Raw genomic sequence first — 13,067 nt, forward strand, 5'->3', positions numbered from 1 at the left:
ACTATCTGCCGGACGTGCAGGTACTGGCCCGGCTGCGGGTGATCGACTCGAAGCCGGCATTTGAGGTGCTGGCGCCACTGTGCGTCCGAAGCTGTTGAATTCTGCTGCGGCAGCAGCGTTTTCAAGGGGACCGGCGCGGTGTTCAGCGAAGATTCGATCTGGCGGTTCTCCTGCGACGTCCTGCTGTGCTTACCCAGCTGCCAGGGCGCGAGCACCGTGAAGCACAGGTACGCGAAGGCGACGACTGCCAGTGCCAGCACGATCCAGCCCGGGCGCAGCAGAAAGGGCAACCGGCGCATCAAGTGGATCCGTTCTGCGCGAGCCGTTCGTCGACCCAGTCATGCAGTCCCGGCAGCGCCGCCTCGATGACGGCGTAAACGCGTTCAAAGTCTTCGGTGTCGCCGTAGTAGGGATCGTCCACGTCGGGGGTGTGGGCACCGCTGCGCGGATCGAAGGACCGCAGCATCCGGACGCGATCCTCCTCGGCGCCCAGGTGCCGCAGCATCCGGGCGTGGTTGCGGTCCAGGGCCACCACCAGATCGGCGCCCAGGTGCTCGGCGTCGACCTGTGTGGCGCGGTGCTCGCATGCGTAGCCGTGGGCGCGCAGCACCCCTGCCGCCCGTTCGTCGGCGCCCTCGCCCACATGCCAGTTGCCGGTGCCGGCGCTGCTCACCCGCACCGCGTCGCCCAGACCCCGCCGGCGCAGCTGGTCGGCGAACATCTTCTCGGCCATCACCGAACGGCAGATGTTGCCGGTGCACACGAACGTGACGTGCAGGGTCTCGCGATTAGACACCCAGCGCCCTCCGTAGCTCGTCGATGGTCGACGCGTGCGTCACGCCGGGATCGACCGGGTTGCTTCTGGCTGCGCCGTCGGGAAAGTCGGCCTTGCCGTAGCCCCAGCCGACCACCACGGTGTCGATGCCGTGGGCGGCCGCGCCGTGCACGTCGTGGCTGCGATCACCGACCATGAGCACCCGCTCGGGCAGGGGCTCCAGCTGCGACAGGGCGTGGGCCAGCACCTCGACCTTGGCCTTGCGCGAACCGTCGGGGCTCGCGCCGGCGATGACCTCGAAGTGCTGGTCAAGCCCGAAATGGGCGAGGATGCGCCGCGCCGTGGGTTCCAGCTTGGAGGTGGCGACCGCCAGCCGGACCCCGGCCGCGCGCAGATCCACCAACAGTGCCTCGATTCCGTCGAAGAGCGCGTTCATCGCCCAGCCCCGCGCGCCGTACTCGGCGCGAAAGGCGGTGATGGCCTCCTCGGCGTCGTCGCCGAGCTCCATGGCCCGGAAGGTGTCGTCCATCGGTGGGCCGACGATCTGCGCGACGAGGTCGCCGGGCGGCACCGGGGCGCCGATGTGGTCGAGCGCATGCAGGAAACTGGCGACGATCCCTTCCGCGGAGTCGGTCAGCGTGCCGTCGAGATCGAAGATCACCAGCTCCACCCCACCGGGGGAGGTGCCGTGGGCCTGGCAATCGGCTGGCCTTATGCCTGTCACCTCACCATTGTCCTCGATCGGTAAGGCCGGGTGTGACGGTGTTGCCGATGCATCCCCGGGCGGCGCGGCCGGCGCACTAGTGTTTCACGGGTGGCGAGTCTGAACCTGAGCCCGCCTGCGGCGCGCTACCACGGTGATCAGGCGGTCGCGCCCGGGATGTTGGATTTCGCCGTCAACGTCCGGCACGGTCGCCCGCCGGAGTGGCTGCTGCGACGGCTGGCCGAGCGGCTGCCCGATCTGGCGCGCTACCCGAGCCTCGACGACGTCCGCAAGGCGCAGGACGCGGTTGCCGAGCGGCACGGCCGGACGCGCGACGAGGTGCTGCCGCTGGCCGGGGTGGCCGAGGCGTTCGCCCTGCTGTCCAACCTGCGTCCGCAACGGGCGGCGATCATCGCGCCAGCGTTCACCGAGCCGGCCCTCGCGCTGACCGCGGCCGGAGTGCCGGTGCACCACGTCGTGCTGGAGCCGCCGTTCGGCCTGGCCGGTGCGGCCGTCCCCGACGACGCCGACCTGGTCGTGGTGGGTAACCCGACCAACCCCACCTCGGTGCTGCACACCCGCGACCAACTGCTGGCCTTGCGCCGGCCCGGGCGGATCCTGGTGGTCGACGAGGCCTTCGCCGACTCGATTCCCGGTGAGCCGCAATCGCTGGCCGGGGACGCGCTGCCCGACGTGCTGGTGCTGCGTAGTTTGACCAAGACCTGGGCGCTGGCCGGGTTGCGGGTGGGCTACGCGCTCGCCTGCCCAGAGGTGCTGGCGCGGCTGACCGCGCAGCGGGCGCACTGGCCGGTGGGGACGCTGCAGCTGACGGCCATCGCGCAGTGTTGCGGTCGGCAGGCCGTCGCCGACGCGGCGGCCGGCGCGGTGCGGTTGACGCGGTTGCGCGCCGAGATGGTGGCCGGCCTGGCGTCGGTGGAGGTCGAGGTGGTCGACGGCCATGCTCCGTTCGTGCTGTTTCGCACGGCGGATGCGGTCCGGCTACGAAAAAGTCTGCATGACAGGGGAATTGCGGTCCGCCGCTGTGATACTTTCGTCGGCTTGGACGAGCGGTACCTGCGGGCGGCGGTGCGCCCCGAATGGCCGCGGTTGATAGAGGCGATTTCGAAGGCGGTCACGGCGGAAGGCATCGGGGGGCGCCGGTGAGCGTGAAGCTGGCCGAGGTCATGGGAGTGCTCGACGAGGCCTACCCGCCGGGGCTTGCCGAGCCCTGGGATTCGGTGGGCCTGGTGTGCGGTGACCCCGACGATGAGCTGGACTCGGTGACCGTCGCGGTCGACGCGACGCCGGCGGTCGTCGACGAGGTTCCCCGGACGAGCCTGCTGCTGGCCCATCATCCACTGCTGCTGCGCGGGGTGGACTCCGTGGCGGCCAGCACCCCCAAGGGCGCGCTGGTGCACCGGTTGATCCAGACCGGGCGATCCCTTTTCACCGCGCACACCAATGCCGACTCGGCCCGCCCGGGCGTCTCCGATGCGCTGGCCGAGGCGCTGGGCCTTGACGTTGAGGCCGCGCTCGAACCGGCATCGGGCGCGCCCGACCTCGACAAGTGGGTCGTCTACGTTCCCCGCGAGAACGCGGAAGCGGTGCGGGAGGCGGTGTTTGCGGCTGGGGCCGGCCATATCGGCGACTATTCGCACTGCAGCTGGACCGTCAGCGGTATAGGGCAGTTCCTGCCGCACGAAGGCGCCTCGCCCGCGGTGGGCAGCGTCGGGAGTGTCGAGCGGGTGGCCGAAGACCGGTTCGAGGTCGTCGCGCCCGCGCGATCCCGTGCCGCGGTGCTGGGGGCGATGCGCGCCGCCCACCCGTACGAGGAGCCCGCCTTCGACATCTTCGCGTTGGTGGCGCCGCCCGGCGGCGTCGGGCTGGGCCGCATCGGAACACTGAGACGCCCGGAACCGTTGCGCGGATTCGTCTCCCGCGTCGGGGCGGCGTTGCCGCGGACATCGTGGGGAGTGCGGGCGGCGGGGGACCCCGACGCGCCCGTGTCGCGGGTCGCCGTCTGCGGCGGCGCCGGGGATTCGTTGCTGGCCGCTGCGGCCGGTGCCGGCGTGCAGGCCTATGTCACCGCCGACCTGCGCCACCATCCGGCCGACGAACATCGCCGCGCCTCCGATGTGGCTCTGATCGATGTGGCACATTGGGCAAGTGAATTCCCTTGGTGTGAACAGGTCGCCGGGTTGCTGCGGTCGCGTTTCGGTGCGGAGCTCCCGGTGCGGGTGAGTTCGATTCGCACCGACCCGTGGAATGTCGAGCAGGTTGACAACGAGTCCGGGGGGGACGGGTCATGAAAGCCGAAGTGGCGCAGCAGCGTTCGTTGCTGGAATTGTCGAAATTGGATGCCGAGCTGTCCCGGATCACGCACCGGGCCACGCATCTGCCGGAACAAGAGGCCTGCGAGCGGTTGCGGGGGGAATTCGAGGCGGCCGCTGATCGGCTGGCCACGCTGCGCATCGCCCTGGAAGACGTCGACGCCCACGCCTCGCGGCTCGAGGCCGAGATCGATTCGGTGCGCCAGCGCGAAGACCGCGACCGCGCGCTCCTGCAGTCGGGAGCGACCGACGCCAAGCAACTGACCGATCTTCAGCACGAGCTGGAGACTCTGCAGCGTCGTCAAACCAGCCTGGAGGACTCGCTGCTGGAGGTGATGGAACGTCGCGAGGAGCTGCAATCCCGGCTGGACGGTGAGCAGCGGACGCTCACGTCACTGGAGGCTGAGATGGTCAGCGCGCGCGAGGCTCTCGACGCCGCGGTCGCCGAGATCAGCGAGGCCCGCGAGCTTCAGTCCTCGCGACGTGATTCGCTGAGCGCCGAGCTGGATCCGGCCCTGGCCGCCCTGTACGAACGCCAGCGCGCCGGGGGAGGCGCGGGCGCCGGGCAGCTGATGGGGCGCCGGTGCGGGGCCTGCCGGCTCGAGATCGACCGCGGCGAGCTGTCCCGCATCTCGGCGGCCGCCGAAGACGACGTGGTGCGCTGCCCCGAATGCGGCGCGATCCTGCTGCGGGTCAAGGGTTTCGATCAGTGAAGGTCGTCATCGAGGCCGACGGCGGATCGCGCGGTAATCCCGGGCCCGCCGGATACGGCGCGGTGGTCTGGACGGAGGACCGTGCGACCGTGCTGGCGGAGGCCAAGCAGGCGATCGGCCGCGCAACCAACAACGTTGCAGAATACCGGGGTCTGATAGCCGGTTTGGACGACGCCCTGAACCTGGGTGCCACCGAGGCCGCGGTTTACTTGGATTCCAAGCTGCTGGTGGAACAGATGTCCGGCCGGTGGAAGGTCAAGCACCCCGACCTGATCGAGCTGCACGCCGAAGCCCGGAACCTAGCCAGGCGGTTCGCGAAAATCAGCTACTCGTGGATTCCGCGGGAGCGCAACACGCACGCCGATCGGTTGGCCAACGAGGCGATGGACGCCGCGGCGGAGGTCGACGGCACGACGGAAAAGTCCGAGCCGGCCGAACAATCCGGCCCGGCGGAAAAGCCCGAACCGCCCCGGTCCGCGACCGTTCCGTCCCCGTCGGCGCCCGGCTGGACGGGCGCTCGCGGCACTCCGACCCGCCTGCTGTTGCTGCGACACGGCCAGACCGAGTTGTCGGTGCAGCGCCGCTATTCGGGCCGTGGCAACCCGGCGCTCACCGAGCTGGGACGGCGGCAGGCCGACGCGGCGGCGCGTTATCTGGCGCAGCGCGGCGGGATTTCGGCGGTGTTCGCCTCGCCGCTGCAGCGAGCTTATGACACCGCGGCGGCGGCGGCCAAGGCGCTGGGCCTGGACGTGACCGTCGACGACGACTTGCTCGAGACGGATTTCGGCTCCTGGGAGGGGCTGACGTTCGCCGAGGCCGCAGAGCGCGATCCCGAGCTGCACGGGCGCTGGTTGCGCGACACCAGCACCGCACCGCCGGGCGGGGAGAGCTTCGATGCGGTGGGCGATCGCGTGTCGAGGGTTCGCGACCGGATCGTCGCCGCACAGCAGGGCACGACGGTGCTGGTGGTGTCGCACGTGACACCCATCAAGATGCTGCTGCGCGAGGCGCTGGACGCCGGCCCCGGCATCCTGTACCGCCTGCACCTCGACCTGGCATCGTTGAGCATCGCCGAGTTCTATTCCGACGGAGCGTCTTCGGTGCGGCTGGTCAACCAGACGGCGTATCTTTAGGCGTCACTCCTGCTCTTGGTTGAGACGCGGGATCAGGCCGCCGGCCAACACATCCTTGACCTGTCGTGGCGAGAGTCGATGCCGCACCGCGAATGACGAATCCTTACCGGCAATTTCGACCTGCAGGACATCGTCTTTGTCGATCGCGTTCAGATTCTGGAAGCGGAGCGTGTCGTCTTGGTCGATCGAGTCGTAGTCGTCGGGATTTTCGAACTCGAGCGCCAAAATTCCATAGTTGGCCAGGTTCTGCCAGTGAATGCGCGCGAAGGACTTGGCGATGACCACGCGCAACCCGAGGTAGCGGGGTGCGATCGCGGCATGCTCGCGCGAGGAGCCTTGCCCGTAGTTTTCCCCAGCGACGATGACGTGCCCACTGTCGTCGGCCTTTTGAGCCCGCTCGGGGTAGGAGTCGTCGATCCGAGTGAAGCTGAACATCGCGAGCTTCGGAATGTTGGACCGAAGCGGAAGAGCCTGCACGCCGGCCGGCGAGATTTCGTCAGTGGAGACGTTGTCGCCGACCTTGAGCAGCACCGGTGCCTCGAGTTCGTCCGGCAGCGGCGACAACTCGGGCAAGCTGGAGATGTTGGGTCCCTTCACGGGTTCGACACGTTGTGCCTCGTCGGTGTCGAGCGGAGGCACCAGCATTGCGGTGTTGACGGAGTTGTGCTCGGGCAGATCGAGTTTCGGGTACTCCATCTGCTCCTCTTTGGCCCAGTCCCGCGGATCCGTGATCACCCCCGTCAGCGCCGATGCCGCCGCGGTCTCGGGGGAGCACAGCCAGACCGCGTCCTCCTTGGTGCCAGACCGGCCGGGGAAGTTGCGGGGCATCGTGCGCAGCGAGTTGCGACCGACCGCGGGCGCCTGGCCCATGCCGATGCAGCCCATGCAGCCCGCCTGGTGGATGCGCGCCCCCGCCACCACCAGATCCAGCGTCGCGCCCATCTTGGTCAGGTCGGCCAGGATCTCGCGCGACGTCGGATTGATGTCGAAGCTGACCTGCGGGGCCGTTTGGCGTCCCGCCACCATCGCGGCCGCGATCGCGAAATCGCGCAGCCCGGGGTTGGCGCTCGAGCCGATCACCGCTTGGGCGATCTCCTCGCCGGCCACCTCGCGAACCGGTACCACGTTCCCCGGCGACGACGGTTTGGCGATCAGCGGCTCGATCTGTGACAAGTCGATCGTGTCCTCGACGTCGTAGCCCGCGTCTTCGTCGGCCAGCAACTCTGTCCAATCGTCCTCGCGTCCCTCGGCGCGCAGGAATTCGCGGACGGCGTCGTCGCTGGGAAACACCGTCGTCGTGGCGCCGAGTTCGGCTCCCATGTTGGCGATGACGTGGCGGTCCATCGCCGTCAGCGTCGTCACGCCGGGACCGTGGTACTCGATGATCCGGTTCACCCCGCCCTTGACGTCGTGGCGGCGCAACATCTCCAGGATCACGTCTTTGGCCGAACACCACTGGGGCAGCTCACCCTCGAGCCGCACGCCCCATACCTCGGGCATCCGGATGTGCAGCGGCCGCCCGGTTATCGCGAGCGCCACCTCGAGACCGCCGACGCCGATCGCGAGCATCCCCAGCGACCCGGCCGCCGGAGTGTGCGAGTCGGAGCCCACCAGCGTCTTGCCGGGAATGCCGAAGCGCTGCATGTGGGTCGGGTGCGAGACCCCGTTGCCCGGTTTGGAGAACCACAGGCCGAACCGTTGCGCCGCGGTGCGCAGGTACTCGTGATCCTCGGCGTTCTTCTCGTCGCCCTGCAGCAGGTTGTGGTCGACATACTGCACACTCACCTCGGTGCGGGCGCGATCGAGCCCCAGCGCCTCGAGTTCCTGCATCACCAGCGTGCCGGTCGCATCCTGGGTCAGCGTCTGATCGATCCGGATCGCGATCTCTTCTCCGGGCGACATCTCCCCGGACTCCAGATGCGAGCTGATCAGCTTGTGCGCGACATTCATGGCCATACCCCGGGGGTTACCCCGGCACGGCGTGTTCTAGCGCGATTCGCCAGCCGACGTTTGGCCTCGGACCCACGCGTCAACGAGCCAGCGTGATGGCGCTTTCCGGGCAGTTCTGTTCGGCGGTGACGGCCTGTGATTCCAGTTCGCCGGAGACCTCCTCGACGAGCACCACGCAATGTCCGACCTCGTCGGCGTCGAAGACGTCGGGCGCCAGTGTGTAGCAGCGCCCGTGCCCGGTGCAGCGGTCGGGGTCGACGGCTACGCGGGTCATGACACCGGAAAGACCAGCGGCAGCGACTCCACCGAGCGCAGCGCCGCGGTGTAGGACAGCTCAGCGCCGGGCTTGATCTCGTAATCCGGTATGCGCCGGTGGAATTCGCGCAGCGCCACCCGAAGCTCCATGCGGGCCAGGTGCGACCCGAGGCAACGGTGCGGGCCGCCGCCGAACGCCCGGTGCCGGTTGGGGTTGCGGGTGAAGTCCACCAGCTCGGGGTCGGGGAACTCGGCCGGGTCGGTGTTCGCCGCCCCCAGCAACGGGCTGACCCGCTCACCCTTGCTGATCGGACACCCGCCGACCTCGACGTCCTGGATGGCGACCCGGGCGACGCCGAGCACTGGTGTTTCCCAACGCAACAACTCCTCGACCGCGCCGGGCAGCACGTCGGGCTGCTCGACAAGTTGATGACGGTGATCGGGGTGCCGCGCCAGGTACACGAAGAAACAGTCGAGCGAGTCGGTGACCGTGTCGAGTCCGGCGATGAGGAACAGGAAGCAGATGTCGAGCAGCTCGTCGCGCGACAGCGGTTGGCCCGCCTCGTCTTTGAAGTTCGCCGCGATCATTGCGGACAACACGTCGTCGCGGGGGCTGGCGATGTGGTCGTCGATGGCGCGGTCGAAGTATTCGTAGATCTGTTGGGCTACACCCGCCGAGCTTTCGTGGCGGCGGTCGAAACCGGAGTCGCCCTCCGGGCGGATCACGCCGTCCTTCCACACCAGGAATTGGTCGAGGTCCTCAAGTGGCAGGCCGAGCAGTTGCAGGAAGACGGTGCAGGGCAGCGGCACCGCGAATTCGGTGTGGAAGTCGCACTCGCCCCGGTCGGCGAAGCGATCGATCATCTCGTTGACCAGCTCGGTGACGTGTGGTTCGCGTCGGGCCATCTCCCGCGGAGTGAAGAGGGGATCGAGAACGCGCCGGTACTTCGCATGCTCGGGCGGGTCGATTTGGAGTGGGATCAGCGGCCGCACGTTACCCAAGTCGACCGCGTCCATGTTCGACGAGAACAGCTCGGTGTGTTTGAGCGCCATTTCGATGTCGGCCAGGCGGCTGAGAACGACCGCCTGCGGCGACCGGAACACCGGGCTGGTTTCGCGCAGCGCCTTGTACATCGGCTGCGGCTCCGCGAGTCCCGTCCGCGTCTGATCGACGAAACTTTCGGCTTCTGTCATGCGGTCAGCCTGGCACCGACACGCCTATTGGGCAATGGGCTAATACGGATCAACTATGCAGGTGGAGCCGCTCGCCGTGCGGTCCGAAGATGACGATGGCCTCCACCGGCCCGTCCACCGCCCCGAACCAGTGCGGCGTCCACGTCGAGAACTCGACGGCTTGGCCGGGGTCGATGGTGAAGTCGCGTTCGCCCAGGATGAGCCGCATCCGGCCGCAAAGCACATACATCCAGTCCTGGCCCTCGTGCACCGGCAGCTCGGCGGGCGGGGTGCGGCGCCGCGCGCTGACCCGGACCTTGAACGCGTGTAGGCCCCCCGCGGGGCCCTGGCGGGTCAGCGGCCAAAAGGTGACGCCGTGGTGGGTGTGTGCGGTGCCCCGCACCCTCGGGTCGGGCGTCGGCGGCGCCTGCAGCAGCTCGTCGGTGCTGACGGACAGGGCCCGGGCCAGCCGCGGCAGGTGATCCAGTGCCAGCCGGCGCTTCCCGGATTCGAGGCGGCTGAGCGTCGAGACGTCGATCCCGGCGCGCTCGCCCACCTCTTGCAGTGTCAGGCCGCGCTGCATGCGCAGTTCCCGGAGTCGTCGCCGCACCAAGAGGTCGATATCGGACATGCTTTTTGCCTGCATGGCAATTCAGCTTGGCAAATAAGACACCGGGTGGGCAAGCTCGCGGTGTGGAGAACTCGTGCGAACCCGAAGATGCCCAGCGGTTCTGGGAGGAGCGCTACCGCTCGGCGGAGCGGGTGTGGAGCGGACGGGTCAATCCCCTCCTGGCCGAGGTGGCCACCGACCTGCCGGTGGGCCGGGCGCTGGACCTGGGCTGCGGGGAAGGGGCCGACGCGCTATGGCTGGCCGAGCGGGGCTGGGAGGTGGTGGCCGTCGACATCTCAGCCACCGCGTTGCAACGCGCCACCGAGGCTGCGTCAGCGCGGAACATGCTCGCCCACATCAACTTTCAGCGTCACGACCTCAACGAAAGCTTCCCCGAAGGCGCCTTCGACCTGGTGTCCGCGCAGTATCTGCACTCGCCGGCGCGACTGGAACGCGACGGGGTGCTGCAACGGGCGGCCGAGCGGGTGAATCGTGACGGTGTGCTGTTGATCGTCGACCATGGAGCGCCCCCGCCGTGGGCGGAGCATCACGATCACCACTTCGCCGATATCGAGGAGGTCCTCGCGTCGCTGCACCTGGACGCGCCGTGCTGGACGCGGCTGCGGGCCGAGGCCCTCCAACGCGAAATGGTAGGTCCGAATGGGGAAGTCGGCACGATGGCCGACAACGTCATGGTGGTGCGGCGGACGGGATAGCCCCGCCTAGGCGGCGTCGTGAAAGATCAGCCCCATCGCGTAGCGCTCGCCCGAGCGAACGACCGAGACGCCGTGGCGCACCGGCGCCGCGGACCAACCCCTGGCCGAGGGTACCGGGCGTTCCCGGGTGGTGAACACGTACCCGTGGCCCTGCGGCAGTTGTGTTGCCATGCCGCGGGATTGGGCCCGCAGTCGTTGTTCGACGAGCAGGAACTCGCCGCCGGTGTAGTCGGTGTCGGGGTTGCTCAGGTTGATGACGACCTGGAGCGGGAAGATCAAGTCACCGTAGAGATCCCGGTGCAATGCATTCCAGTCGCCCGCACCGTACTTCAGCATCAGCGCGGTCGACCTGTTCTGGCCGGCGGCGTGACAGCTCGCCAGCCATTCGTCGAGGCGGTCCGGCCAGGGTGCGTCGCGGCCGAGCTTGCCCCACCAATCGCGCGCAATCGGCAGCAGCCGGGGGTATAGGGCCTGCTTGAGCTGTTCGATCGGCTCGGGATAGGGCGCGTGGAAGTAGCGGTATTGGCCGGCGCCATAGCGTTTGGGCGCCATGTCGATGGTCGACCGAAACAGGTCGTCGTCGGCGTAGAGCCGGCGCAGCCGGGCCGCCTCGCCGGGCGTGACCAGCCGCGGCAGCAGCGCGCCGCCGTACTCGTCGACCGCGGTGGCGATGGCGTCCCAATCGCCGGTGTCGACGCGCTTTTTCCACCGGTCCATCAGGTCCACGATAGAGCCGCGCGAGTCATAGTTGCTGGCCCCGGCATGCCGCAGGTAGTACCGTGGATCGTCGCGGACGAGTTGGCCGGGCGGCCGCGGACCGTTGCAAGCGGTTCGAGGAAAGTCCGGACTTCACAGAGCAGGGTGATTGCTAACGGCAATCCGAGGTGACTCGCGGGAAAGTGCCACAGAAAACAGACCGCCACCCCCGCGGTGGTAAGGGTGAAACGGTGCGGTAAGAGCGCACCAGCATCCCGGGTGACCGGGGTGGCTAGGCAAACCCCACCCGAAGCAAGGCCAAGAAGGCCGCACCGGAAGGTGCGGCCGCGCAGGCGTTCGAGGGCTGCTCGCCCGAGCCTGCGGGTAGGCCGCTCGAGGCACCCGGTGACGGTGTGTCCAGATGGATGGTCGCCGCCGCGCCGCCGTTGCTTATGCGCGGCGGCGGGGAACAGAATCCGGCTTACAGGCCAACTCGTCCGTATCACGCCCGGCGCCCGCGCATCCAGCTGGTCGTAGCGGCATCCGTCCGCAATGCGCCAATAAGGGGCCGGTTATACGGAAAGGGCTACATCGGGGGGCGCGGACTTTCGGACCCAATGGTCCCGACAGAGTTGGCCCTCCTCTCCGTGAAAGGGGGATGCATCGCAATTGCCTTGATACCTGCGCATGGGGTCATCGCGTCGGTCGATGCACGTCTGGTAGGCAACCGGATCCGTGGTACCGATGCAGGGATCGTCCGCGTGTGCTTGTGCCGTCGGAACGCAGAGGGGCGCCAGGCCCAAGGCTGCCAGGGCCGTCATGCCCGCTAGTGCCCGCTTCATCACCGTCCTTCCTGATCCGCGGACGACACCGATCTGCTGCGAAACAAGAACCGACTACTGGATAAGTCTAGATCGGTGGCGAGCCACTCTGTTGGAAACAGCACTCATGGACAGTATGTTTGTGTAGCCGGGCAATACGCACTTCTGCTTGCGCCCCTGAGGAACTCGGCGCGGTGGGCCTGCACTCATCCGCCTGACGGAGGCGGCCGCATGATGGTGCCGGGGATCGGCGGTCCATAGCCCTTCTCGTCGGGTCTATCCCGCTGGGCTTTGCGTGCTCCCGGTGGCATCGGCGGAACGAACATCGGGATCAGCGGAGTGCCCTCGGCTGTTGTCGCCACCAACGGCGCCTGTGCGGCAGCCAGCTGGATCGGGGAGGTGACCGCCGAAGGCGGCACCACCAGGTTGCCGACGTACATTCCGCTGCCAAGCGAAGCGGTAACGGAACTCTCCACTGCACTGGTCTCGGCGGCGGCCGTAGCGGGAGCGAAAAAGTTGGGAGCCCCTCCCACCGCCTCGGGGCCGGTGAGGTTGTACGCGATAGCGAGGTTGCGGGGAGTGGGGGCCAGGATGTCCGGGGCCTGGCCGGGGAAGAAGTCATGGCCTCCGGTAAATACGCTGAGAGCGTTAAACGGGAACCCGCTCGAGATGAACTGGGACTCCTGGTCAAGTAAGGCCGAAATGGTGGGGTTGGAGAATAACGGATCCGTGGGCAGGTTGAGGGCCGGGGGATCGGCGGCGGCGGCGGGCGCGGCTGCCGCCTTAGCCACCGCGGCCGTCTGAACCGCGGATGCGTTCTGGTTGGTCATCGGGGATGGGGGCGCGAACGTCGGCATCGCCATGGTTTGCAGGCTGGTCGCCTGATAAGCGAGCAGGGCGGTCGTGTTATCCGCCCACATCTGCAGGTATTGGGCCTCGGTGGCGGCGATGGCGGGGAAGTTGACGCCGAAGATGTTCGTCGCGATCAGATGAGCCAGCAGCGTGCGGTTGGCGGCGACCACGCTCGGATGCACCACGGCCGCTTGGGTGACGGCGAACGCGCCGACCATGGCGTCAGCCGCCGTCGACATCTGAGCGGCCTGCAGTGAGGTGGTGTGCATCCAGGTGACATAGGGCAGCGTGGATGCGGTCATGGCCGTCGCTGATGGTCCCTGCCAGGGAATGCTCGCAG

The 13,067-nt window shown here is 68.2% G+C and carries 14 protein-coding genes and 1 other RNA gene; 6 read left to right on the forward strand and 9 right to left on the reverse strand.

What is annotated here, in order from left to right; all coding sequences use genetic code 11:
- The 3 genes from A5652_RS25160 to A5652_RS25170 all read right to left on the reverse strand — a co-directional run.
- On the reverse strand, nt 1-299 hold a 299-nt coding region (locus A5652_RS25160; RefSeq protein ID WP_369805872.1), incomplete at its 3' end, for an SURF1 family cytochrome oxidase biogenesis protein.
- Complete coding sequence (locus A5652_RS25165) at nt 299-796, reverse strand: low molecular weight protein-tyrosine-phosphatase (RefSeq protein WP_067358456.1); 498 nt, start codon at nt 794-796, stop codon at nt 299-301. The genes A5652_RS25165 and A5652_RS25160, both read right to left, overlap by 1 nt.
- The gene (locus tag A5652_RS25170; protein WP_067358486.1) at nt 789-1,436 is read right to left on the reverse strand and encodes an HAD-IA family hydrolase; all 648 of its coding nucleotides are present in this window, start codon (nt 1,434-1,436) and stop codon (nt 789-791) included. The genes A5652_RS25165 and A5652_RS25170 overlap by 8 nt, the downstream gene beginning before the upstream one ends.
- Nucleotides 1,437-1,589: 153 nt before the next feature.
- On the opposite strand from A5652_RS25170, the gene cobC reads away from it, so the two are divergent.
- The 4 genes from cobC to A5652_RS25190 are packed head-to-tail and all read left to right on the forward strand — an operon-like array spanning nt 1,590 to nt 5,654.
- Nucleotides 1,590-2,642: an Rv2231c family pyridoxal phosphate-dependent protein CobC gene (gene cobC, locus A5652_RS25175; RefSeq protein WP_067358457.1), complete on the forward strand. Its 1,053-nt coding sequence runs from the start codon at nt 1,590-1,592 to the stop codon at nt 2,640-2,642.
- Complete coding sequence (locus tag A5652_RS25180) at nt 2,639-3,787, forward strand: Nif3-like dinuclear metal center hexameric protein (protein ID WP_067358459.1); 1,149 nt, start codon at nt 2,639-2,641, stop codon at nt 3,785-3,787. The genes cobC and A5652_RS25180 overlap by 4 nt, the downstream gene beginning before the upstream one ends.
- Entirely contained in the window at nt 3,784-4,521 is a 738-nt protein-coding gene (locus A5652_RS25185) for a zinc ribbon domain-containing protein (protein WP_067358462.1), read from the forward strand. Before A5652_RS25180 ends, A5652_RS25185 begins: the two co-directional genes overlap by 4 nt.
- On the forward strand, nt 4,518-5,654 hold the full coding sequence (locus A5652_RS25190; RefSeq protein ID WP_067358464.1) for a bifunctional RNase H/acid phosphatase: 1,137 nt from the start codon (nt 4,518-4,520) through the stop codon (nt 5,652-5,654). Before A5652_RS25185 ends, A5652_RS25190 begins: the two co-directional genes overlap by 4 nt.
- A gap of 3 nt (nt 5,655-5,657) precedes the next feature.
- Here A5652_RS25190 and A5652_RS25195 read toward each other — a convergent pair whose 3' ends face one another.
- The 4 genes from A5652_RS25195 to A5652_RS25210 all read right to left on the reverse strand — a co-directional run bounded on the left by A5652_RS25195 (nt 5,658) and on the right by A5652_RS25210 (nt 9,678).
- The gene (locus A5652_RS25195) at nt 5,658-7,610 is read right to left on the reverse strand and encodes an aconitate hydratase (protein ID WP_067358466.1); all 1,953 of its coding nucleotides are present in this window, start codon (nt 7,608-7,610) and stop codon (nt 5,658-5,660) included.
- Nucleotides 7,611-7,683: 73 nt separating this feature from the next.
- Nucleotides 7,684-7,878 (reverse strand): ferredoxin, encoded by a 195-nt coding sequence (locus tag A5652_RS25200; RefSeq protein ID WP_067358469.1) that lies wholly within the window; start codon nt 7,876-7,878, stop codon nt 7,684-7,686.
- Nucleotides 7,875-9,053, reverse strand: coding sequence for a cytochrome P450 (locus tag A5652_RS25205; RefSeq protein ID WP_067358474.1), 1,179 nt, complete (start codon nt 9,051-9,053; stop codon nt 7,875-7,877). The genes A5652_RS25200 and A5652_RS25205 overlap by 4 nt, the downstream gene beginning before the upstream one ends.
- A gap of 49 nt (nt 9,054-9,102) precedes the next feature.
- Nucleotides 9,103-9,678, reverse strand: a complete 576-nt coding sequence (locus A5652_RS25210; RefSeq protein WP_067358476.1) for a helix-turn-helix domain-containing protein — start codon at nt 9,676-9,678, stop codon at nt 9,103-9,105.
- Between the two features lie 47 nt (nt 9,679-9,725).
- Between A5652_RS25210 and A5652_RS25215 the strand changes: the two genes are divergently transcribed.
- Nucleotides 9,726-10,358, forward strand: a complete 633-nt coding sequence (locus A5652_RS25215) for a bifunctional 2-polyprenyl-6-hydroxyphenol methylase/3-demethylubiquinol 3-O-methyltransferase UbiG (RefSeq protein ID WP_067358481.1) — start codon at nt 9,726-9,728, stop codon at nt 10,356-10,358.
- 6 nt (nt 10,359-10,364) lie between these two features.
- Here A5652_RS25215 and A5652_RS25220 read toward each other — a convergent pair whose 3' ends face one another.
- Complete coding sequence (locus A5652_RS25220) at nt 10,365-11,075, reverse strand: 2OG-Fe(II) oxygenase (RefSeq protein ID WP_067358488.1); 711 nt, start codon at nt 11,073-11,075, stop codon at nt 10,365-10,367.
- Nucleotides 11,076-11,152: 77 nt separating this feature from the next.
- Here A5652_RS25220 and rnpB point away from each other — a divergent pair.
- Nucleotides 11,153-11,554, forward strand: an RNA gene (gene rnpB / locus A5652_RS25225) — RNase P RNA component class A.
- Between the two features lie 527 nt (nt 11,555-12,081).
- Here rnpB and A5652_RS25230 read toward each other — a convergent pair.
- The coding region (locus A5652_RS25230; RefSeq protein WP_156745534.1) for a PPE family protein at nt 12,082-13,067 on the reverse strand (986 nt) is incomplete at its 5' end.

Origin of the sequence: Mycobacterium sp. 1165178.9, from assembly GCF_001673555.1 — a bacterium.
Taxonomy (GTDB): Bacteria; Actinomycetota; Actinomycetes; order Mycobacteriales; family Mycobacteriaceae; genus Mycobacterium.